Source organism: Legionella birminghamensis, from assembly GCF_900452515.1.
Lineage (GTDB): Bacteria > Pseudomonadota > Gammaproteobacteria > Legionellales > Legionellaceae > Legionella_C > Legionella_C birminghamensis.
The window spans coordinates 328556-351051 of sequence record NZ_UGNW01000001.1; the positions used below are offsets into that span (position 1 = coordinate 328556).

The following is a 22496-nucleotide window of genomic DNA, read 5'->3' on the forward strand; positions in this document are numbered from 1 at the left end:
GTTATTCTCCCTGCGCTGCGCCAGCATGCAGTGCATAGGCTTGCAATTTTTGTTCGAAATCATGCAGCCATTGGGCATCGACGAAGGCTTTAATAATACGTTTTACCTCGATTTTTGAACTGTCATTGTGTAAACGGCGCACAAAGCCGAGCTCAACAATTTTATTAATATAAGTATCAATCTGATCCATAATTCTGGCTTCATTACTTCCAGGCGGCAAGAACAGACGAAGCTGCTCAACAATGTCTTCTTTATTCAAAATCAGGCGTGAATCTCCACTGCTGGCATCATGCTCCACCAGTTTTCGTCTAAAAAGAGCTAACAATAAGCTGACTGGATAGGACAACTGACGTTTTGGCACCAATGATGGCAAAGGCTCTTCGCCGTCTTCAGCGATTTTAGGTTTAAGCCATGCAACTCCCTCATCTTCCTGCAAGATCAAATCCAAACCAATGATCCGTACATAATCTCGCACTTTCGCTTGCAGTTTAAGTAAATGCTGCCATAAGGACGGTTCTTCCTCTAAATATAAGACACCTTTAAACAGTTTAATTAAAACAAGAGACAGGGTATTGGATTCTTGGTTCATGTCAGGTCCGGGTAAAAATAATTCTTGGAAGAGAGGCCTGGCGCACAATCCCGTGCTCGTCAAACCATGAAATTACTTCTTTATTCTCTTCATCAAAAACTGCATGTTTGTCATTGGCTGCAATAGATAAATAAGTGATTAGCTCGGCTAAACCATGTTCTAATGGATAAGTTTGTATTACATGAGCCAGGCTTATCTGTGGAGCAAGTCCTCGTGCACGCTTAATTTGTGCCAATAACGCTTCCTTATCAACAACCATCTGGTTGTATAAAGTCTCAGGTACAATATTGTCCAGCTCATCTGTATACATATGAGTCTGCAATCTGATCTTGAGTGGCGGAGTAAATAAAGGCCTGCCCATAGGAACATGCAAACTTGGAGCTGCCCCATCCAGGCTCATAAAATCCTCTTTAGGAGGGCATGACTTAACTTGCAAGGCATGAAGGTTAATACGATCCAGAATCTGTATGATTCTTTTATTCTCAAGATAGGCCTGATCATCTAAAAAGCGTCTCAATTGCTGCGACAATTTCGCAACTGTTCTTTGCGTATATTCTCCTGCTTCAAGCCAATCAAAATGTATCCGCTGTAGACGCGTATCCTTTGCAAATTCAGCCAGAGAGTCCAATTGCGTTACCTGTTGCAGTAATGCACTTAACTCATCCTGGCTTGCTGGAGACATTAAAAAGTCCCAAAAGGCTCTGAAACTCCGGCCTTGAGCTGAATCTGAAATGGCATCCCGCTCACCAAAAATCTGTTGTAATAATTGCCCTTTACTTCCATCCCAGGACGCAATTTGCTCGCGGACATCTCGATCCAGCACTCTGAAATTATGTTCTACCGTTCTAAAATCACTCAGCAAGTCTCGAGCAGTCGATTGCACCTGAAAGAATCGATCTTTCAAGGCAGCATCATCCATGACAGCAAGATCACCCATCCGAAGAGACTGAATTTCCTTGTCTATATCGCGTTTTTTTTTCTCCAGTTCAGCAATACGCACTTCTACATCTGTTTCAATCCCATGAATGATTTGTCTGAGCAGTTCAAAAACGATTAAAAGCCTCGACTCCGTACCCACAAAGTTTTTTTCTGCCAGGTTTTCAAGCCAAACCAATGCTTTCTCTGTCGCGGGGGTCAAATCATAATGAGGCTCATCAGATCCTTGAGGATAAAACTTTCGTAACCAGCCCTTGTTATTTTGCGACCAGTCATCCAGATAAGAAGTTGCTGATTTTGAAAAAACTGCAGTCCCGTCTTCATTTTTTAATTGAAACAATACATCGTCTAAAATAGAAACCAGCTGAGATTGAGCTAAAATGCGCTCATTAGTTTGAATAAACGCCTTGTCTAAGAAGCTGGCTATCAATGGTGCATGATCGGCCTGCAGTAAACGCCATGCGGGATTATTTTTTTTAAGCTGATTCAAATAATAATAATCGAGAGCCATTGGACAACAGCTAAAGATAAAATGTTCAATATTCTATCATGCATAGCCAGAATAACAACATGAACTGTAACTGGTCGGAGCTTTCCGCTGGTAAAATGCTTGGGGGGCGCAATTATAAGATTGAAATGAGGCTTGGATTTAATCTCCACATCACACAAATGAGTTGTGGAATGTGGAGATCCCGGAGTTCCAGATCTGAGGGGATAAACCGTTTTAGCTTAACGAAACATTGTGGCGCCGCTCTTGGGAGCTGCTGGAACAGGTTTGGGTTCTGGAGCAGAAAAACCCAGATCCTGAGAATAACGCTTAACCATCTCAGCTTTTGTATTTTCATGGAACTTACTCGACAACGCTCTGCGCTCAGTGGTTGGCAGTTGGTTAATCGTTTCAAATATCCCATCCAGAATCGTGTTTATAGGGTACTGAAAATTATGGTTAATTTGAAAACAAGAGCCTGCCAGGAAGGGATCTGCCCCAGCCAGAATCAGTTGAGTCCTTAGTGTGGACAAGGTTTCAACGGGCAAGGTACCCCAGCAACGCGGTTGTCCTGCTGCCATGGGAGGATTGGTGTACAATCCGCTACGACCCTTGGATGGGTCTCTATTATTGAGTTCGGCGTTTTTCTCAATTAACTGTTGAATGATTAGCGCCATATTTTCACCCAGAGCGATCTTATCGTTTTCAGAAAGTTCATTGGTATAATTAATGTACTTGTCGGGATGTACCCTCAACGCCAATGGATCTAGTGCCTGATGCATTAAGGTATATTGTTGTCGATATCCAAAAACCAGCATGCTTTCACTGTTGATATCATTTGTATCCAGATGCGCTAAAAATAAACTACAGGCATCAACATCTCCTAAGCTAATAGCAAGATTTAAAGCATGTGTTTTAGAATATTCATCGGGTGCCTTCACCCCATCATTTTCCAATAATGAGTCTAGTAGACCTTGAAACCCGGTCTCGTCCGCTTCAAAGATAGGTGCCTTACTGAATGGCCGCAAAATAATTTTTCGTTTTTCCTCAGGAGTCTTTGCCTCCTGGACCTGGTCAACAATAACTTTAAGGATACTTTCGCATCTTTCAGTAAACATAATCTTCTCCAAATAAGTGGGTTATTGGGTGTGTATTATACACTTTTGCTATTTTTAATCAATCAAATAATGTTCTAAATGTTCAAATTAACTTCAGTTGTGGTGGTTACTATACCCGGCTATAGAAGACTATGACTTTGAGGTGAGTTAAGCGTGCTTACCTGCCCTTCAAATACTCGCAGAGAGTTTGGTTTGCCAAAAAAGCCAAGACGGCGATAGGCGAATGCTTCAAGAATAGATTTTGTCCCCTTCTCTTTATGGTTTAAGAATTCATATAAGCTTGCATTGGCGCCAAGGTTTTGGGCGTTATCGAAAGCCTGTCGCAGCGCATTTCCTTTTTTCTGATGGTTTATACCCAGACAGGCCTGACTGTGGCGTTCGTATTGTTCAATTTTCCTTTGCACCAAAGCAGATAGTTGCTGTATCGCCACATAATCCTTCGATAATTTCGGTTCCTCAGCCGCATCAGTCTGGGTGCTTGGCTCCCTTAGGGTAACCCAGGAGGAAGCTGGTGTTTCGCTAAGGGCTGCGCTGTGGTTTGCGGCTACATTAAAGAAAAATACATGGCGGGGATCATGTGGTCCCATCACCCGGACACGCTGTATGGGGTCGAAATAGTGCGGCTTCGGCTTAATATCTGTATGAAGAGCTATAAGAAAATGGCTATTTCGAACATGGAAGTCATTTTTAAAAGGGCTAAGAATATTGAAAACACCATGCTTTTGATAAATCTGATCGAGGCCGTCAATCACCCAGATTACCGGGTGTTTTTCCAATAGATGGTAATCATAAGCACTGAATTCATAAAAAGACAGTGCACTGCGCATCAAAGAATCCGGCGTGGTAAATTTTGATAATGGGCAATAAATAACAAAGGGCTGTCCCTCTCGGTAATTATTTAGGGCGTCCAGAGAAAATTTCTGCAGGAAATAACTTCGCTGCTCGGCTGGTAAATCGCTTGATAGTGCGATAGTTGTGCTCAGTGCTTTCTCTTTGTATGTTTGATGAAGAAGATTCTCCAAGGGAAGCTCGCACTGAGTTTCCATGAAAAATAAATCCTTGAATTCGCTGCTTGTTTCCAAGGTTTTGTTTAAATACTCCTTCATGCGTATGAACCCTGGAATGAAGGGATAATTTGGGGTATTTTCATCGCTAAAGAAATCAGACAGTAGCGGAGGAGGGAAGACAATTTTTAGCGTTATTTCCCCTTCAGCATTAGAATGTGTATACGCCGAAAACAGTTTATTTTTTAAATAGTTCCTGATTTCACCAATCGTCAAACAGTCAATGCCTTCCCAAAGTATCCGTTTAAAGCGGATGGTGCCATCCACATTCTTCAGTTTGGCTTTGATGGTTTCAAAAAAATTGCCCCGTTGAAAATCAAGTTTTAAACAATCACCCTCGACTGAAACATCGCGTATGTTCAGCTGATATCCAAATCGAATTACTTCCTTGTCCGATGGCATTTCCGGCCTTATCTAGTAGTTCAAAATAAAAGAATATACAAATCTTGATCGGAAAGTAATACCAGTCCCGCTCAATGAGGCAGATCATTTATACCTTCCTGTTTATGACATTTGATCTTGCTGGCTAATGATGACATTATTCGAAATTTTATTGTAGGGATAAGCATGTCTTTATCGAAGTGGGTCAAACGGATATTTTTTATTGGTCTGGTTTTCAGTGCCTGTGCAAGCGCTGCCGGTTCGAAAACCGAAGAAGCGGTGCTTGTGGATCACAGTTATCTGGGAGTATTTTTACAAGACTCTGCGCGGTTGGTGTTAAGTAAAATGCCGCCTCTCAACACCCTGGAAGTTCATTATGATCTGAATCTTTACTCCATTCATTATAAAACCCACGATCCTGATGGCAAAATAACTATCGCATCGGGTCTCGTTGCCATGCCAATCTCTGATAAAAAAGTAAGCATAGTCAGTTATCAGCATGGAACCCGTTTTAATCGGGATGATGTCCCCTCTAAAAGTATGGAAAAGAATTATATGCTTCTGGCGGGTATAGGCAGTCATGGCGGTTACATGACTGTGATGCCGGATTATCTTGGACTGGGTGATAATGAGTTGCCTCTGCATCCCTATGTGCAGCCAGAAACGCTTGCCGGAAGCAGCGTGGATATGTTGTTTGCTGCCAAAGAACTGGCAGCCCATTTGCATTATCCGCTTGATGACAAGCTTTATCTGACGGGTTATTCAGAAGGCGGGTTTTCGACGTTGGTGATGTTCGAACTGCTGGCTAAAAATTATAAGGATTTGCCGATAACCGCAGTCGCTTTAGGCTCTGCTCCCTATGACTGGGATGAAACCATCCGCTTTATTCTTACGAAACCCGGCCCCCGGGCGAGTGCCTATATGGCTTATTTTTTCTATTCTTTGCAATACTACAAGCATTATTGGGCTAGTCTGGATGAGATTTTTGTATCCCCTTACAATACGCTCGTACCCCAGTTATTTGATGGGAAACATGCCAACCAGGAAATCCTGGATGCTTTACCCAAAGACCCGAAGCTGCTGCTTCAGCCTGCATTTTTTAATGCGATTCTTAACGGAACGGAGACCAATTCCGAGAATCTAAAAAAACTGTTCAACCATTATCACTTCACACCAACTGCCCCCTTACTTTTAGTGGGGACAAGAGGCGATAAAGATGTGCCCTTTCATGGCTCTGAGATTGCCTATGATGTTTTTAATCAATTGAGTGATTTTGTGACCATTCTATCTGTCAGCGATGAACTTGATCACGTCGATGCAGCGCCTTATGTATTGAAAGAGCAATTAAGTTTTTTTTCTGAATATTGATAAGTTACTCAGCCCGGCAGGAAGTGTCGGGCACATAGAGTGTCAATAAATTTTCGCCAATGTGCTTAAAATATTGGCATGTTTTCCGTGATTTAGCTATAATCCTCGATCAAAGTGTTACGCAAATACGGAGTATTTATGCCAGGGAATACCCCTCCTTCCGAACAGGAAATATGTCGCCAATTACTCACCAATGCAATAAGCAATTATCGCCTGGGTGAGGATTTAGTAATACCTATGCTTCGCGACGATGAAACAATAGATGGAATCGATGTAAGAAAGAGAAGTTTCGCTTTAAGGAAGTTTATAAGCGAGATTATTGAGAGAAAGGGGTTTTCAGGCATTGAAGTAGGCTACACTACAAATGTAGTTACCGGAATTCTGAGAATGAATGCGCCTGTGGTTGCCGCATTACTTCGAGATGATTTATTGGACAAGCCGAAATTAATGATTGATATCGATAGCATCAAAAGAGCCATTGCCAATGCCCTTAAAAGATACTATCAGGAAAGGCAATCAGGTAATCTCATTATTGATGCCATTTCGGATGAGCAAGTTACAGAGTTGACTGCTATTTTTTCAAATGAAAAATACCAGGTTGGACTAGAGTTAGACATGATTGGTCGCACTAACCATACAATTATCTTGAAAACAATAGTGAATTTTGAAGACGTGTCTTTCTATGCAGAATTTACAACACCCGATAGCCGGTTCCAGGAGCATCTCCCTGTAATCCCTTCGCGCTTTACTATAACAGTGGAGGAAGAAGGGGTTCATAAACTGGCAGCCGAATTGAAAAATGCTGGAGAAGATATTGGTGTTTCTACGTTAGATCAAATAAAAGCGATGGTTAACACCTTAGCGGATAATATTAGAGATAAAAAGAATGGGCGGGAGCAATGGTTTGAAACTGGTTCTCAAAGCAAAGAAACATCGCTGAGAAAAGTCGTGGAATGGCTTGATGGAAAAGCGTATTTAACTAAGTTTGAAACGGATATGGTTTTGTCGCTTGTAAAAGCCGTTTGTGCCAGTAAAAGAAATAGCTATGGTATATTTTCACCGCATAGCCTCCGTGAATTTAATCAACGGATTGCTGATGACGGATGGAAAATGGCAGAAACAAACTTTAGCGCCAAAGAGTTGCTGGGATTGTCTGACTCTGAAGCCATAGAGGGCTTAATCGAGCAGAAACTGGTTGAGCAGCGTGTAAAGGGCATGGGCCCGGAATAAGCCTCATCTGCTAAACTCAGATTATGTGCGCTCTAATTTTCAGGAGCTGAGGATGCCCCGGTATCATTTTGAATCCTACAGGATCGAGCCAGAGTATTTCGTCTTTTGGAAGAACATCAATTAACAGCAAGTCCTGCGTCCTCTATAAAATATAAAACGGAAAAAGATACCCTATTTGATAACCAGAATGCTCAGGATGGTATACGAACCTATGATCAGGTTTCTCATATCGCAGCGCAGGTTCCGTTGATGGAAGTCCTTTTAAAATTAAAAGCCCATCATTATGTTTTACATGGCGGAGGCAAAACGATTCAAAATAAAAAATACGCTGAGAGTGCAGGGCAAATAGTGGAAAAGATTGAAACCCTACTCAGTAAAAAATTAACTTCAATGATCCCGAACAAATAGAACAGGCTGAGTCCGAATGCGAGATTTTAACGGCAAGCATCCAAAGGGAATTGAGTACAAAAACAAGTCCAACAAAGGGTAGCTGGTTTTTTGGCCTGGGTGGCCGCGATAAGACTACTGCTGCTTTATATTCTGAAATACTTGGCTTACTCAAGCCTTCTGTGGATAATTCTTCAGAAAAAACGCCGCTGATATCATCCTAGCGGGCTATTTTATCTATAATTAATTAAGTTAATTTCTTATGCTGGTTTATTGTGGATGTCACACAAATCCTGTTTGCATTTTTTGAAGGGTTGACGCTTGCCTTTTCACCTTGTATTTTGCCGATTTTACCCTTTATGTTTGCTGCTTCTTTAGCCGGTGGAAAATTACGCCCACTGCAGATTGTGTTGGGATTTATCTTAAGTTTCAGCTTCTTTTCCCTGCTCTCAAGGCAATTATTATTTGCCACCGGTTTCCATGTGGATCAGATTCAATGGTTTGCCTATTTGATTTTGCTCCTTCTGGGATTTGTCATGATTATCCCCATTCTGGAAGAACGGTTTGCCGCATTGACCAATAGGTTGGCTAACCATGCCCATATAGCAGACAAGGCGAGGTTTTTAGAGCAGCCAGGAGGCGCCTTTATTATAGGGGCTTTGCTTGGTCTGGTGTGGACACCTTGTGCCGGTCCTATTCTGGCAGTGGCTTTAATACAGGTTATACAAGCACAAACCAACTGGCAGGCTGTCCTGACTATCATTGCATTTAGTATCGGTACAGCGATTCCCTTATTAGCACTGGGTTATTTTGGCCGTTACTTTAGCAAGCAGCTCGCTATAATCAACCGCCATAGCATCTTAATTAAGCGCGGTATGGGGGTATTAATAATCCTTTTTGCCTTATTTGGCCTGGCAGGGATTAATGTCGGTGAGTGGCTTATAGAGAAGGAAAAAAATTCACAGGGGATAGTCACTGAAAATCAATTAATCAATCCCTTGCCGGTATCCTATGCCGCCCCGCAAATTGCAGGCGTTGACAGTTGGATTAATTCAGCGCCCCTGACACTTAATTCTTTAAAAGGTAAAGTGGTGTTGGTTGATTTCTGGACTTATTCCTGCATCAATTGCATTCGGACGCTGCCTTATATTGAGAACTGGTATCAGAAATACCAAAAGGATGGACTTGTAGTGATTGGCATTCATGCCCCTGAGTTTGGCTTTGAACAGCAACTTAATAATGTTAAACAGGCGGTGAAAAAATTTGGAATAACCTATCCCGTTGCCCTCGATAATCAATTGCTGACCTGGCAAAATTTTAATAACCATTACTGGCCCGCGCATTATTTAATTAATCAGCAGGGGGAGGTGGTTTATATTAATTTTGGCGAAGGCGGATATGATGTAATGGAAAATAATATTCGCTATTTATTAGGCCTAAACAAGCAAAAAGAAAATACAGATGCCAATGTACCTATCGCTTCTAATCAGACACCAGAAACGTATCTCGGAAATGCTCGAGCAGAGCGAAAAACGGATACTGCAGTACTTCCCCTTCATTTTTGGCAGCTGACCGGGGATTGGCAAAGCACTCCGCAATATATTGAAAATAAGGAGGCGGGCGGCAGAATTATTTTCCATTATCAGGCAAAGAAAGTGTTTCTGGTCATAGAGAGTTCGCAAAATAAAATGGCGAATATTGAAGTGACCACTGAAAATGGTCAAAAGTCAGAGATATCAATTACTGATGCCAGGCTGTACCAATTGGTAACTCATAAAACTGCAAAAGAAGGGATTGTCAGTATCAAAGCATTAACACCGCATTTGCGTTTTTATGCGTTTACTTTTGAAAGTTAAATAAAAACAATTTTCATGTTAAAGTACGTGGCACTGACTTATCACAGGGACGATCAGAATGTCGTTTTTAAACAAATTGCCGGTCTTTTTGTTATCTTACTCAGCGGCGGTTTCCGCATTTAATTTCAACCACCTGGTAGGCGTTGATTATCAACCCAATCATTATGCTGGTAATGTTGCCTTAAACAACCATGATGTATTCATTGTAGGCAATGATGGCGCGGGAACGCCCATTAGTAATGTCTATATGGAGTTGCTGCAGTTGCGGGAGGCTGGATTTTCTACCGTTCGTTCGTATCAGACCACCATCTACTCCTGGGCTGAAATTATTAATCAGGCCCATGCATTGGGAATGAAGGTTATTTATGAGGCAGTCATTCCCCAGCAACCGGCAGATTCGCCAGTTAGTGGTGCATGCCCGGTTCCATCGGCAGGACAGGGTTATATTCCCTGCGCGCAAGCCACCCTCAATGCAGTGATTGCGCGGGTCGGGAAGTCTGTTTTCAATGACACCGTCATCCTGGTTTTTGCGGGTCATGAAAATTACTGCGAGGCGGGAAATGTGATCCCCCCTTGTAACAACCCAGGCGTATCCAATATCACTTATCTGACTTCCGCAGTAACAGCCCTGCAGAGCAGCCTGACCGCGGCAGGACTTGCTACCCCGGTCAGTTCCGCACTGGTTAGCGGGAATCTGGTGACTCCAAGCGTGGCAATTACCAATGATATGATCACATTAGCGAACAGCTATTCACCGACTGCCCCTTTAGCCTTTGATCCTTATCCTTTTCAATGGGGCGTGCCAGTGGCCAGCTCGGTGTGGACCCCGCCTTTAAGTACAAATAATCAGGCACAAAACTCATTAGCCTGGGATTATCTGCGTGTAGTTGGCTCCGCCAATCCTCCCGCTTTACCGGCAGCCGCCCAACAGCCATTTTATACACCCGGCCGTGTACTGATGTCTGCGGAAACGGGTTGGGCAACAGCGGGTTCCACCGGTGAGTATGCCTGTAATTCCCCTGGTCCCTGTGCCCCCAGTGTTGCCAATGCCGCAGCTTATTACCAGGCACTTTATCAGGCTGGCACCGCGAATTTTGTAGCAGCTTCCGGATATGCAATTGCTGTTCTGGCATTTGAAGCTTATGACGAGCCTAATAAGGGCAGCACTTCCGCTGAAGGGCATTATGGGCTTTTTGACGCTAATTGTGTGCAGAAAGCAGCCGGAATGGTTCCTGTGAATAAAATAGTCTCCTCAAAGGCTTGTCAGGGTTACTCAAATGGCAGCCTGCTAACCATTGTCGGGTTTGGCCATCCTTACACGCTTGCCATCAGGCAGACAAATCCCGCTACTGGCGTTCCAGTGACGATTACTGCCAGCAGTGCAGGGAAACCAGGGCCAAGTGATGCCACATGGCCTCAATATCTGCTTTTCCCAGGGGCGACAATCACTATCAGGGGAACTCCCTCTTGTACGAGTACGGTGCAATCGATTGTCAACGGACATATTACTTTTTCGGGTACTTGTAACTGTCCGAACGATAACTTAAACAATTGTTACTATTAAGGCGGCGACTTATATGAAGACCGAGGGAATTGGCCTATTGGCATTAAATTGTTTTATTTCAACCGCAATTGCAGGCAGCGTCGGCGAAATTGGACCTTCCTCACCGGCAATGGGCGGCTTTTTCCTGGGGGTGGGTGCTGCCTACGAGGATTTGCGGGTAAAATCCAATGCGTCTGCAACGCTTGATGCGGTCAGCGGTTTTCCACCCCTGGGAGTGTTCACGGGCGCAAGGACAGCCGATAGTGATTCGGATGACCGGATTGTCCCTCAGTTTCAGGCAGGTTATTTCAGATCGTTTAGTGAAAACGGTTGGCTGTGGGGCCTGGAGTTTGTCTATCAACCTTCGCGGTTAAAAACGACTGGAAAAGCTGCGTCAGTCCATTTTGTGAATGCACTTGAGAATGTGAGCAATGAGTTACTGGTAGATGGTTTTCAAACCAAAATGGATCAGCAATTTCTATTGCCGGTATTGATTGGCCATTCATTCCGAAACAGTTTTCTTTACGCAGGCATAGGTCCCTCCTGGCAAAAAGCGGAACATACTGTCTATGGCAGTTCAGACACACTCTCGGGTTATTACATTGGTAATTTGAAGGGCTTCTCTCGAGAAAAATGGTTGTGGGGTGGGGCTGTTCAGGCGGGTATGGCGTACTACCTCAATCCTGCCTGGTTCCTGATGGCAAATTATACCTATTCACGGACGGAAAAGTTCAGAGTGAATCACTCGCTGGCATTCACACCAGAAATAAATCAGGGCTTAAATGGTGGTTTTGTCGCCTTTAATTCCTCCCTGCGTTTGAGTACGCAGTCCGTGAGCCTTTCGATTAATCGGGTATTTGGTTAAAATCTGCAGATCCAGCGGCAAAACGCCCGCCGAATCCCCGCGGTGGCAGCCGTAGTTATCTACACCAATATTTTCTCCGTCCGAATCCCCGCGGCACCGACCGCGGGGATTCGATAGCTTTTAATTCTCATGCACTTGTGTAAGCTATGGGTCGGTGCCGCGGGGATTCGAACGGGCTTTGACCGGGACCCTTTGTTCAAGGTTGCCCTTATACCAAACTAAGACTTGCGCTAGCCGATATAGGTGACCCGTCGTCTCTGGGCGAAGTTCCCATTCTTTCAAAAAATGTCTGAATATTGGGCTTTTTATCTTCAGATCTGGATTCGACTATCCGGGCGTTTTTAAGTTTCAAGGGGAAAAACTCATCGACGAGTTTGCCTAATATTAGAATGCCCTGGTCCTCGCTTAATTCAGGCTCAGACTGGGCTGAGCATCCATGCTCCGTAATGGTGTTTTCCAGTTGGAGACCTGTAGAAAGTAAGTGGTGAATTGATCTTCTAAAGGCTTCATCTTTTGTTACGGGATAGAATATGTCCCTTTGCACATGCCGCTCCCCTGTTAGAGATTCTGTACAAGAGGAAGGTGAGGAAATCGATTGAAGGGCATTTGTAAGAATGCGTCTTTGGATGATTTGTGATTGACTGTCCTGAGGCGATGCTTTCTCAACAAAAACCGGGTTGATAAACCTCAATAAAATAAAGGCCAGGAACATACGCATAGCCTCCTCTGGGGTGGGGCATTTACGGGCCAAATCGGCGTAAGCTAACTTTAAAAACCTTTGCATTAGCGGTGGAAATCGATCAGGAGACAGCAGGTATTGCAGGACATGCCTGAATTGATCCTGCAGATTGCTGATATCCTCGGGCTCTGCCTGAAAATCTATCTGCTGGGTCGTATAATTTTCAATATCAATATTAATTCGAGCGATAAAAGGCGACAGGGAAGAAATTTGCTCCCATGTGCTTTCTTTAAATGCGACTTGCTCCTGTTTTGCAAGAAATAACTGAGGCAACAAGTTATCGCTACGGCACCAGGTTTCCAGCGGTTCAAATTTCAGTAAGTGGCTGTAAACCGCTAACATTTCATCCTCAGATAGATGCTCAGATAAAACCTGCGAAATTTTCCTGTTTTTACAAGCCAGGTTAAATATCTGTAATATTTGTGCAAAGGTATGTTTGTCTTTTTTTCGTACCAGATCCACGATAAATTTGCTGGCTTTTTCATCGTCTATAGAAAACAGGGCTTCAAAATAACCTCCGAGAGTCGTAAAACCCTTGTCCTCTATGGTTTTTTTCTCGTGGGCTGGCAGGGGGCGCCTCGTCGGGAGAGGCGATGTTGGCGGCGATTTATAAAAAGTGTGTTGCCTGGAATGGTTGCCTCGTGGAGAGATCGGCTCCTTAAATTCCTCCCCTCTTTTTTTAACATAGTCCTTCAGTTTTAAATTGGTATGATCCTGAATCAACTCGCCGCTTTCGAGGGCAGTTTTATTTTTGAGTGACTTATTCAGCTTCTTGTCGCTAAATAAAAAGTCAAAATTCTTCATGGCAGGTGAAATTTGAAATAGCCTTGAGAATAACTCAAACAGGCTGGACTTATATTCGTCTATAAAATGCTTAAAGGATTGTTTCTCTTCCGAATGCTGGATTTTGGGCAGGAGATTCTCTGAAACTAATTTTTTAAATGCCTGGAGTTCGGTTACGTCTTGGGGCGTACAATGCTGCTGCGCGAGGTTTAGCCCGACTTCAATAATGGACAGTAATAAATAGTACTCATGCCGTGGTGTAAGGCTCATACAAATAACCTCTTGTAAATCTTTCATTTAAGAGGCCTAATATTAAGCTAAAATTAACAAATATTAAACAGATAATATTATTTTTGATTCTAATGTAAATTTAATCTCATGTAATATACTTCAATAAAACCTGTAAAATAAATTGCTTGCCGTAAAAAGCGCATGGATTGACGGATAATGGGGCGAACATGAAAACTTACCAAATGTATATTAATGGCGAATTTACCCAGGCAAAGGACGGTGCGACCCGCGATATTATTGATCCAGGCAATGGCGATCTCATTGCAAAAGTGCCTGAAAGCACCAAAGATGATGCAGTGCTTGCCATTGAGGCTGCGCGCGCTGCCTTTGATAATGGCGAATGGCGTAAAGTATCGGCGATTGATCGTGGAAAACTGCTATTTAAGCTTGCCGACCTAATTCGTGAAAACGCTGGCCGCCTGGCTGAACTGGAAACAAGAAATTGCGGCAAACCCCTGGCTGAGGCAGAGTATGACATTGCGGATGCTGCAAACTGTTTTGAATTCTACGCAGGGCTTACCACCAAAATTCATGGCGAAACTATGTCAGTTCCGGCCAACTCATTCAGTTATGTAGTTCGGGAACCAGTCGGTGTCTGCGGCCAAATAATTCCCTGGAATTTTCCCCTGCTGATGGCTGCCTGGAAACTCGCGCCGGCATTAGCTGCTGGCAATACAGTGGTTTTGAAGCCCTCGGAATTAACCCCCATCACTGCACTCGAATTATTTGAATTGATTGATCAATGCGGATTTCCGCCAGGGGTCGTCAATCTGATAACCGGCCCAGGCGCCGGAGCGGGGGAGGAATTAAGCAGTAATCCATTAGTGGATAAGATTGCCTTTACAGGCGGGACATTGACGGGTAAAAAAATCATGCAGGCAGCTACCGGCAATCTGAAAAAAATCTCGCTGGAGTTAGGCGGTAAAAATCCCAATATTGTGTTTGCCGACTGTGACCTGGAAATGGCAATTGACGGTGCCCTTTTTGGGGCATTCGCCAATCAAGGGGAAGTTTGCTCAGCAGGCTCGCGTTTAATCGTTGAGCGTTCCATTCATAAGGATCTTATCGAAGGAATGCTTAAGAAGATTCCCAATATCAAGTTAGGCCATGGGCTGGATGCTGGTGTCAAAATGGGGCCTTTGGTTTCCAGTGCCCACCGGGCTAAAGTAGAGGATTATATTCGAATTGGCATAGAGGAAGGCGCCAAATTGCTCTGCGGCGGAAAAAGGCCAACCGGCGAAGCGTTTTCGAGGGGAAATTTTCTTGAGCCCACTATCTTTGATGAAGTGAAAACAGATATGCGTATTGCGCGAGAAGAGATTTTCGGCCCTGTCCTCGTTGTTATTCCTTTCGATTCCGAGGAAGAGGCCATTCGGATTGCTAATGATACCCATTATGGTTTAGCCGCAGCAGTCTGGACAAAAAATATCACACGCGCCCATCGAGTCACATCGCAGCTGCGTGCAGGCATTTTATGGGTTAATCATTATCACCCCACTTATAATGAAATGCCCTGGGGAGGGTATAAGCAAAGCGGTTCTGGCCGTGAGCTTGGATTGTATGGCATTGAAAGTTATCTTGAGGTAAAACAGGTTAATATTAATCTGGATGAAACACCCATTGGATGGTATGAATGAAACAAATCAGCATTAAAACAGCAATTCCCGGCCCCAAATCAAAGCGGCTGATGGAAGAACGCCGCCAGCATGTTGCCCGCGGGCCTTTCCATGCGACCCCGGTTTTTGTGGAGAGGGCAAAAGGGATATTTGTAGAAGATGTTGATGGCAATGTCTTCATGGATTTCTCATCGGGTATTGGGGTGGTTAACACAGGCCATACTCCAGAAAGCCTCGTGAATGCCGTCAAGGCGCAGGCGGAGAAATTCATGCATACAAGTTTTAATATTCTTCCCTATGAAAATTATATCCGGGTATGCGAAAAGCTGAATTTCCATGTTCCGGGAACATTCGAAAAAAAATCGCTGCTATTAAACTCAGGGGCGGAGGCGGTTGAAAATGGAATAAAGATTGCTCGTGCTTATTCCGGGAAACAGGCCATTATCTGCTTTGATCATGCTTACCATGGGCGTACCTATATGGCGATGGCACTTACTGCAAAAAACAAACCCTACAAGCAGGGTTTTGGCCCCTTCCTCTCAGAGGTTCATCGCGCACCATTCCCTTATGAATACCGCTGGTGCGGGAAGAACTGTGTGGAAGAAGCATTTAATGATTTTGTCGAGTTGGTCAGTTTTCGTGTGGGTGTTGAGAATGTTGCAGCAGTGATTCTTGAGCCTGTTCTTGGGGAGGGGGGATTTCTACAGTTTCCGACTGCTTTTTTGAAAATGCTGCGTGAATTCTGTACGGCCAATCAGTTAATTCTGATTGCTGATGAAATCCAGTCAGGCTTTGGTCGGACAGGTCAGTTGTTTGCCATGGATACGCTTGGGGTTGAACCTGATCTCACCCTCACTGCCAAAGGACTCGGCGGCGGTACAGTGATTGCTGCGGTAACTGGCAGGGCTGAAATGATGGATGCTGCCATGGAGGGAGGGCTTGGAGGCACCTTTGGTGGGAATCCTTTGAGTTGTGCGGCAGCCCTTGAAGTATTCAAACTATTTGAAGAGGGGAGTCTCCTGAAAAATGTCACAGCACTGTCCGCTGTGCTCGAAGAGCGGCTCCAGGCATTTAAAGAAGGCTATGACATAGTAGGCGATGTCCGCGGCCTCGGAGTGATGCGGGGCATTGAGCTGGTGAAGGATAAAGACAGCCGGGCGCCCAACAGGGAAGCGGCTGCCAACCTGGCGCGCTATTGCCTTGAACATGGCCTTGTCATACTGAACTGTGGAACCTACAGCAATGTTATCCGCTTGCTCATGCCGCTTTCTACCAGGCTAAGCGATTTAAACACCGGTCTTTCAATTATTGAAGAAGGATTAAAACGGGAGTGCGGATTATAGCTGGACTCCACGGGGTCTTTGCCAGAGGATCTTCACTGCAAATGGATTGAATCTTTATTTCTGCCTTGTATGCCTGCTACACTCAGTAACTCCCTCCTTCTTTCTAATTAACATGGAACCAGTAAAACCCCCGTATCGTAAATTGTGGCGTTCACGTAGAGACAGAAAAATTGCCGGTGTTTGTGGCGGGCTGGCGGTTTATTTTGGCGTCGATCCATTTTGGGTTCGTTTTGCCTTTGTTTTATTTTTTATTTTAGGAGGAGCGGCTTTTCTCTTATATCTGCTGATGTGGTTCCTGATTCCATTGGAGCCGAGAGATTGGTATTAGTACTCATAAAAATGATTGCCCGGCGTCAATTTAAGCTTGAATTAATGCCTGCTTTTGAGCACTATGTAGAATTGTTGAAATATGATGGGTTCTCAGTATAATGTAAGCTCAAGTCTGACGATTTTCTAATCATAGTGATGGGTTTTTATGATTGAGATCGCGTGATACTAAAGGATTAACCAAGCAACCACAGTGAATATATGAATAAAATTGCCCTCTCACAAAATGAAAAAATAGGTTGTAAAAAGCAGCTGGCATTTGCCTGGCTGGTATGGGGATTAGCCGCCGCTTTTTATTTTTCGGATTACATGGCCAGAGTCGCTCCAGGAGTAATGCATCGCAGCCTGCAAATTGATTTTGGAATAAATGAGGCCGGTTTCGGCATACTTACCGCGTCATTCTATATTCCCTATATCATCATGCAGATCCCTGTAGGGTTAACCGTCGATCGTTTGAGTATCCGCGGCATATTAACGGTGATGTCATTAATTACAGCCCTGGGATGCTGTGTATTTGGCCTGGCAGATGGCTTAATGATGGCTTCTGTTGGCCGTATGCTGATTGGTTTCAGTGCGGCATTTGCTTTTGTAAGCTCATTGAGATTGGCGACTTCCTGGTTTCCTCCGGCAATGCTTGGCCTTCTATCTGGCTTGACTCAATCACTTGGGATGCTGGGTGCGGCTGCAGGTGAGGCACCAGTATCATTCCTGGTTTCAAATGTCGGTTGGCGCCACAGCATGTTAATCATTGCATTTTTGTTCATTGCTTTAGCCGGTCTTCTCTATCAGTTTGTACAGGATCAACCCGGAATACCAAGACGGGAAGTCAAAAAGCAGCCCGCTAAAATCAGCATTCTGCAAAGCCTGGTGATCGTTCTGAAACATCGTCAAACCTGGTTAAATGCCCTTTATGCCGGATTTCTATTCGGCCCGACTGCTGTAATCGGCGAAGCGATTGGACCCGCTTATTTACAATATGGAAGGGGATTGTCAGCACATTCTGCAGCTTTCGCAACGGGATTGATTTTCATCGGCTGGGGGATTAGCGGCCCGCTTTCCGGATGGCTTTCCGACCGTATGGGGCGGCGCAAACCGCTAATGATCGCATCCGCTATTTTTGGTCTGATTTTAAGTTCGCTGTTTGTTTTCATTCCTTCAATGGATACCGCTACTGCTTATTTCTTATTCTTTGCCTTTGGGATTACCAATACAGGTGTGGCAATTGCCTATGCTGTATCTACCGAGATTCAGGATGGTAAAGTGCTGGGAACGGCAATCGCATTCACCAATATGGCATCCATTTTCGTCGGGGCCTGTATGCAACCTTTAGTCGGCTGGCTGGTAGATAAAGCAGCCGGCCCCAGAGCTTATAATCTGGAAAACTTATTACTGGCTGATTTCCAGGCGGGACTGAAGATTTTGCCTCTTTGCTCATTAGTTGCGCTGATTCTGGCTCTAACAGTCAAAGAAACATACTGTCATCCGGTTCGCGAAGTGCATTAAGGAAAATAAATAATTCGCCACTGCTCAGCCCATCCTAGGCTGAGCGGTAAAGCCCAGCAAATACCAAGCCTATAACTAGACCCTAATTTTCACAGCCTGTTCAATTTTAAAGATTTTTATCGTATTTCTTTTGCTAGTTAGGTCATCTCGTGTTTTAATTATCTGGAATTCTTTCGCTGACTTTTATTCGTTTTAATAACTGATGAGTTAGACTAACACGGAGATAATAATGAAAAAACTTTTGGGAGTGGTGGTGATATTGGCCGCTCTAATCATTGGTGGTTATTTTGGTATGGGTGTAATGACTGAACGCACCATAAAAAAAGACGCTGCAATTGTCAATCAGTCCAACAATATATTTATCGATATACCAGAATATCATAAAGGATTATTCAAGTCAGATGCTAAACTGAACTGGAAGTTTCACGCGCCTGAGCGTGTGGAAACCGATGAAAATGGCCAGACAGTAACAATTCCTGCACAGGATTTCCAGGGGCAAATGCCTTTGACTGTTTATCATGGTCCTATTATTTTCCACAAAGGCGTTCGTTTTGGTCTCGGTTATGCGGAAACAACAATTCCATTACCTGATGAGGCGCAAGCACAATTCAAACAAATGTTTACTGCTGATTCTACCGCTCCTCAGTTGAAGTTAAGTTTGTTTGTAAATTATTTAAACAACAGCCGTGTAAAAATGGAAATACCTTCATTCAAGATGGTTGCCCAGCAAGGCGGCGGTGAGTTTGAATGGTTAGGTATGAGCAGTGCAACGACAATTACTTCAAATATCGATAAGGTCAAAGGGGACATTACGATTGAGGGAATGCGTTTTGCCAAACCAGATGCCAAGGTAACTGGCTCAATCGGTGAAATCAGTTCTGAATATAACCTTTATAAAGCGGATAATGGTTTGTACTTTGGCGATGCCAGCATTTCATTTCCTTCTGTGGTGGTCAAGGCTGATACAACAAGTCTCTTCGAGCTGGATGGTTTGGATATGTATTCCAGCAGCGATATCGATGGTGACTTATTCAATTCTCATTTCAAAGTGTCCTTAAATAAAATGCTCATTGAAGGGCAAACTTATGGCCCAGGCAATTTTGAACTGGCAATAAGAAATCTTGACGCGAATGTATTGGCTAAATTAAATCAGCAGATCCAGCAGGCGCAGCAAGGTAGTGAGCAGGAAAAACAACAAGCCCTAATGGCGATGTTGCCTGATGTACCCAAGTTATTTGCCCGTGGAGCCGAGTTTGAAATATCAGAACTGAGTTTCGCTATGCCCGAAGGTACAATCGAGGGTACGCTGTTGGTCAGCCTGCCTAAGGGAGATATCGGCAATCCATTTGAGGTAATGCAGAAAATTCAGGGTAATGGCAAATTAAAAGTGCCAGCTCCTATTCTGAAAAAGCTCATGACACAATCCAACAAACAACGTTTGGGCTCCCAGGCTGCTCAGCAGGAACTCGTTCAGCAAATTCAGAATGCACAGGCTCAGGGAGGTAATACTGCCGCAGCGACTACTGCCAGTACCCCCGACACCACTCAACAAGCAGCTGCTATGACTGATCAGCAAATTGCATCGATGCTGCAATCAGGCCTAATCGTTCAACAAGGCAACGATTATGTTGTTGAGTTGAGCCTGAATCAGGGACAATTTATAGTGAATACCAAACCATTCACTCCAGCAATGCTGAAATTCTAATCCCGTGGAGTGATCTGGAGGCCCAGATCACTCCATTTCATTAAAAATCAACGGCTTGATTCAAATTTATGCTGAGCAGGTGATTTTTTGTGAGTAAAATTTGTAAATTACTAAACCTATACTTGTCAGGAATTGCCCAATTGGGTAAGATGCTGTTTTTCTAAGGAGGAGTTAATAATAATGACAACAATCAGTAGTGAAGCCGGCGATACAACTTCGTCACTGGCGGCATGTGTGACTCAATCTGTACAGAAATATTTCTCCGAGCTGAAGGGCACTGATCCTGTTGATTTATACCAATTTGTTCTGGAAGAAATTGAAACACCATTGTTCAAAGCAGTTATGGAACATTGCAAATATAATCAATCGCGCGCTGCAGTGATGCTGGGAATCAGCCGCGGTACATTAAGAACCAAATTGCGTCGCTATTTCGACGACAAATACGTTGGAACAAGGGATTAATTCAGTAGGTTGGGCTATAAAGCCCAACGGTAGTTATAGCTGGGCTTTACAGCCCAGCCTGCCTCAGTCTCTCATCTTCTGGTTGTATCTCATCATTTCTGTGGTTACTGAAACAAGAGCTTACTCTTACCATACTATGAAATAATTGGTAAAAATCCTTTGTAAGCTGATGCCTTCCCCGAATGGCAGTCCATCGATTTTGATTTTTTAGCCCTGCTTCAAAACCAATGTAGCACATCTCATTAAGCATGCTTACATAATCAACGGGTTCTTTTTTCAAATGCTTTTGGTGAATCGCTACCATTCGGGCCATATTTCGCGGGACTCTTTTATGAGTTATCTCACCATTCCCTGGATCTTGAATCTGGATGATACTCCCGCCGAAGTATTGTAAAGGCCAGTTACTGCCCTTGATTTTACTGATTACTGTGTTAGCCACTGCTTTTGCGGTGTAAGAATCAAGCTGCCCAATTTTCTGAATAAGCGTTTCTTGTTTGTGTAATGAATGACTAGTAGATGGATGCTGCTGTTTAATTTCATCTAGTTTTTTTTCCAATCGCTCTTTTTGCAAAGGTTTCTGCCAAATATAGAGATTCCCAAGATTGGAGATCATTTTATCAAGCAGTTGTTCCGTCCCATTGCTTTGGCTGGTCCATTCCTGGATGGGGATGGTTTTAAATAAATTCAAATCAGGATCTGATTCAGTAGAACTCGAATAGTCAGGGGGCGTCCATTGGCTGAGATCCAAGGGTGCGAAATCAATAAGCGCCTGCTGTAAAAGCCGATGATTAGGAACGCAGAAACCATCAATTTCTTTCAAAGAGGCACCTCCGGCCAGAAGGATCTGTTTGCAAAAATGAAAACAATTATGCAGTGGACCACCCCATAGCCAGGTTTTCTGACACAGCTGCACTAGTTCACGCATTGCCCCATCTGGATTAGGAACATTCACCTTTTGAATAGCGATGACCCGCTTTTGCCATTTATCAAGATAGAAATCTCTGAAATGCGCATCGCTAACATAAATTGGATAATTATAAAGTCCATTAATATGAACATAGCCCTTGTCTTCTCCCAGATGCAGCAAAGTATGGCCTAATCCCGGTCCTGCGCCAAAACCTGTGGAAACATAGACAATAGAGAAATTGACGGCCTGCAGTAAATGATGAAGCGGTGGGCGAACATTTCGCGCATTGAAAGGGCTTTCCAAATCGTTTGGATCTGGGTGAAGTTCACTGAGCGGCCATAGATAGCGCCTTTCTCGAAAAAAACGTCTGTTCTTGCAAATCTGGACAAGATTCAAAATGCTATGCTGTTCTTCATAACTTAGAGATCGTTGTGATTGCAAATAAGCAAGCAAATGATCACCAAATGATGCGAGATTGTCTCTCAATTCGCCTTTTTCCAATACCATAAACTGTCGGAGCTGGTTCGAAAAATCGACGAAGGTTTTGTTCTTGTCTATAAAAGGCTTGAGCTGTAAAAGCATGTATTCAAGCAAATCCAAATCGCTGTAAATCCCCAGATTGCGTTTTATGAGAACTTTTAATTTTTTTTTGAACAATAGCGGGTCATCTCCCACTTCTGCCAGAGTAAAATTTTTTGCAAGAGCCAATTTCTTAATTTGTTTTATGGATGAGGTGGGTTTTATATACAAATAAAGGCCTAGCATTGAACGGGTATTGTAAAGAGTAGTAAGGCGTGATTGGGTAATTGGCAGCACACCCGTTTCAGCATCCTTTATGAGCAGGTTTAGTTTTTCTAATTCAGATTGATAATCAAGCATTTATATCCAGAAGCTTTCTACGTTACAGCCTGTAAACGCTCTGTTTGCCGTAAATATTAAATGTCCAATAATTATCTGTTAATTTCAAATTAAAGTGAATAATTATTTTATCAGTTG

19 protein-coding genes are annotated in these 22496 nt (G+C 43.6%); 13 read left to right on the top strand and 6 right to left on the bottom strand.

Annotation, left to right across the window (positions count from 1 at the left end; all coding sequences use genetic code 11):
- Window position 1 precedes the first annotated feature (1 nt).
- The 4 genes from DYH42_RS01390 to DYH42_RS01405 all read right to left on the bottom strand — a co-directional run bounded on the left by DYH42_RS01390 (window position 2) and on the right by DYH42_RS01405 (window position 4596).
- A complete protein-coding gene (locus DYH42_RS01390; RefSeq protein ID WP_058523252.1) occupies window positions 2-589 on the bottom strand; it encodes a DUF4194 domain-containing protein in 588 nt (195 codons plus the stop codon).
- A gap of 1 nt (window position 590) precedes the next feature.
- Entirely contained in the window at window positions 591-2036 is a 1446-nt protein-coding gene (locus DYH42_RS01395) for a DUF3375 domain-containing protein (protein ID WP_058523253.1), read from the bottom strand.
- Between the two features lie 218 nt (window positions 2037-2254).
- On the bottom strand, window positions 2255-3130 hold the full coding sequence (locus tag DYH42_RS01400) for a hypothetical protein (RefSeq protein WP_058523254.1): 876 nt from the start codon (window positions 3128-3130) through the stop codon (window positions 2255-2257).
- A 119-nt stretch (window positions 3131-3249) separates the two neighbouring features.
- The gene (locus tag DYH42_RS01405; RefSeq protein WP_058523255.1) at window positions 3250-4596 is read right to left on the bottom strand and encodes a hypothetical protein; all 1347 of its coding nucleotides are present in this window, start codon (window positions 4594-4596) and stop codon (window positions 3250-3252) included.
- A gap of 165 nt (window positions 4597-4761) precedes the next feature.
- Between DYH42_RS01405 and DYH42_RS01410 the strand changes: the two genes are divergently transcribed.
- From DYH42_RS01410 to DYH42_RS01435, 7 genes are all read left to right on the top strand, one after another.
- Window positions 4762-5943, top strand: coding sequence for an alpha/beta hydrolase family protein (locus DYH42_RS01410; protein ID WP_058523256.1), 1182 nt, complete (start codon window positions 4762-4764; stop codon window positions 5941-5943).
- Between the two features lie 138 nt (window positions 5944-6081).
- Window positions 6082-7173, top strand: coding sequence for a hypothetical protein (locus DYH42_RS01415; RefSeq protein WP_058523257.1), 1092 nt, complete (start codon window positions 6082-6084; stop codon window positions 7171-7173).
- 105 nt (window positions 7174-7278) lie between these two features.
- Window positions 7279-7581: a hypothetical protein gene (locus DYH42_RS01420; RefSeq protein WP_058523258.1), complete on the top strand. Its 303-nt coding sequence runs from the start codon at window positions 7279-7281 to the stop codon at window positions 7579-7581.
- 50 nt (window positions 7582-7631) lie between these two features.
- On the top strand, window positions 7632-7784 hold the full coding sequence (locus tag DYH42_RS16715; RefSeq protein ID WP_207385316.1) for a hypothetical protein: 153 nt from the start codon (window positions 7632-7634) through the stop codon (window positions 7782-7784).
- Window positions 7785-7835: 51 nt separating this feature from the next.
- Entirely contained in the window at window positions 7836-9416 is a 1581-nt protein-coding gene (locus DYH42_RS01425) for a cytochrome c biogenesis protein DipZ (RefSeq protein WP_058523259.1), read from the top strand.
- 58 nt (window positions 9417-9474) lie between these two features.
- Window positions 9475-10980, top strand: coding sequence for a glycosyl hydrolase family 17 protein (locus DYH42_RS01430; RefSeq protein ID WP_058523260.1), 1506 nt, complete (start codon window positions 9475-9477; stop codon window positions 10978-10980).
- A 13-nt stretch (window positions 10981-10993) separates the two neighbouring features.
- On the top strand, window positions 10994-11824 hold the full coding sequence (locus DYH42_RS01435) for an outer membrane beta-barrel protein (protein ID WP_058523261.1): 831 nt from the start codon (window positions 10994-10996) through the stop codon (window positions 11822-11824).
- 208 nt (window positions 11825-12032) lie between these two features.
- On the opposite strand, the gene DYH42_RS01440 is transcribed toward DYH42_RS01435, so the two are convergent.
- Window positions 12033-13643 (bottom strand): RasGAP domain-containing protein, encoded by a 1611-nt coding sequence (locus DYH42_RS01440; RefSeq protein ID WP_131792972.1) that lies wholly within the window; start codon window positions 13641-13643, stop codon window positions 12033-12035.
- A gap of 161 nt (window positions 13644-13804) precedes the next feature.
- Here DYH42_RS01440 and DYH42_RS01445 point away from each other — a divergent pair, with 161 nt between their 5' ends.
- The 6 genes from DYH42_RS01445 (at window position 13805) to DYH42_RS01470 (ending at window position 20593) form a co-directional block, all read left to right on the top strand.
- Window positions 13805-15274 carry an aldehyde dehydrogenase family protein gene (locus DYH42_RS01445; protein WP_058523263.1) on the top strand — a complete coding sequence of 490 codons (1470 nt, stop codon included), beginning with the start codon at window positions 13805-13807 and terminating at the stop codon, window positions 15272-15274.
- Window positions 15271-16596 (top strand): aspartate aminotransferase family protein, encoded by a 1326-nt coding sequence (locus DYH42_RS01450; protein ID WP_058523264.1) that lies wholly within the window; start codon window positions 15271-15273, stop codon window positions 16594-16596. Before DYH42_RS01445 ends, DYH42_RS01450 begins: the two co-directional genes overlap by 4 nt.
- 112 nt (window positions 16597-16708) lie before the next feature.
- Complete coding sequence (locus DYH42_RS01455) at window positions 16709-16924, top strand: PspC domain-containing protein (protein WP_058523265.1); 216 nt, start codon at window positions 16709-16711, stop codon at window positions 16922-16924.
- Between the two features lie 200 nt (window positions 16925-17124).
- Complete coding sequence (locus DYH42_RS01460; RefSeq protein WP_058523266.1) at window positions 17125-18426, top strand: MFS transporter; 1302 nt, start codon at window positions 17125-17127, stop codon at window positions 18424-18426.
- A 229-nt stretch (window positions 18427-18655) separates the two neighbouring features.
- Window positions 18656-20131 (top strand): YdgA family protein, encoded by a 1476-nt coding sequence (locus tag DYH42_RS01465; protein ID WP_058523267.1) that lies wholly within the window; start codon window positions 18656-18658, stop codon window positions 20129-20131.
- A 180-nt stretch (window positions 20132-20311) separates the two neighbouring features.
- Window positions 20312-20593 (top strand): helix-turn-helix domain-containing protein, encoded by a 282-nt coding sequence (locus DYH42_RS01470; protein WP_058507199.1) that lies wholly within the window; start codon window positions 20312-20314, stop codon window positions 20591-20593.
- 46 nt (window positions 20594-20639) lie between these two features.
- Here the strand turns inward: DYH42_RS01470 and DYH42_RS01475 are convergent, their stop codons facing one another.
- Window positions 20640-22379, bottom strand: coding sequence for a hypothetical protein (locus DYH42_RS01475; RefSeq protein WP_058523268.1), 1740 nt, complete (start codon window positions 22377-22379; stop codon window positions 20640-20642).
- Window positions 22380-22496 lie beyond the last annotated feature (117 nt).

Coding starts and splice junctions, on each gene's coding strand:
- DYH42_RS01430 (WP_058523260.1), top strand. CDS start 9,475: ATGTCGTTTTTAAACAAATTGCCGGTCTTTTTGTTATCTTACTCAGCG.
- DYH42_RS01405 (WP_058523255.1), bottom strand. CDS start 4,596: ATGCCATCGGACAAGGAAGTAATTCGATTTGGATATCAGCTGAACATA.
- DYH42_RS01390 (WP_058523252.1), bottom strand. CDS start 589: ATGAACCAAGAATCCAATACCCTGTCTCTTGTTTTAATTAAACTGTTT.
- DYH42_RS01410 (WP_058523256.1), top strand. CDS start 4,762: ATGTCTTTATCGAAGTGGGTCAAACGGATATTTTTTATTGGTCTGGTT.
- DYH42_RS01465 (WP_058523267.1), top strand. CDS start 18,656: ATGAAAAAACTTTTGGGAGTGGTGGTGATATTGGCCGCTCTAATCATT.
- DYH42_RS01445 (WP_058523263.1), top strand. CDS start 13,805: ATGAAAACTTACCAAATGTATATTAATGGCGAATTTACCCAGGCAAAG.
- DYH42_RS01475 (WP_058523268.1), bottom strand. CDS start 22,379: ATGCTTGATTATCAATCTGAATTAGAAAAACTAAACCTGCTCATAAAG.
- DYH42_RS01450 (WP_058523264.1), top strand. CDS start 15,271: ATGAAACAAATCAGCATTAAAACAGCAATTCCCGGCCCCAAATCAAAG.
- DYH42_RS01460 (WP_058523266.1), top strand. CDS start 17,125: ATGAATAAAATTGCCCTCTCACAAAATGAAAAAATAGGTTGTAAAAAG.
- DYH42_RS01395 (WP_058523253.1), bottom strand. CDS start 2,036: ATGGCTCTCGATTATTATTATTTGAATCAGCTTAAAAAAAATAATCCC.
- DYH42_RS01415 (WP_058523257.1), top strand. CDS start 6,082: ATGCCAGGGAATACCCCTCCTTCCGAACAGGAAATATGTCGCCAATTA.
- DYH42_RS01440 (WP_131792972.1), bottom strand. CDS start 13,643: ATGAAAGATTTACAAGAGGTTATTTGTATGAGCCTTACACCACGGCAT.
- DYH42_RS01470 (WP_058507199.1), top strand. CDS start 20,312: ATGACAACAATCAGTAGTGAAGCCGGCGATACAACTTCGTCACTGGCG.
- DYH42_RS01435 (WP_058523261.1), top strand. CDS start 10,994: ATGAAGACCGAGGGAATTGGCCTATTGGCATTAAATTGTTTTATTTCA.
- DYH42_RS01400 (WP_058523254.1), bottom strand. CDS start 3,130: ATGTTTACTGAAAGATGCGAAAGTATCCTTAAAGTTATTGTTGACCAG.
- DYH42_RS01455 (WP_058523265.1), top strand. CDS start 16,709: ATGGAACCAGTAAAACCCCCGTATCGTAAATTGTGGCGTTCACGTAGA.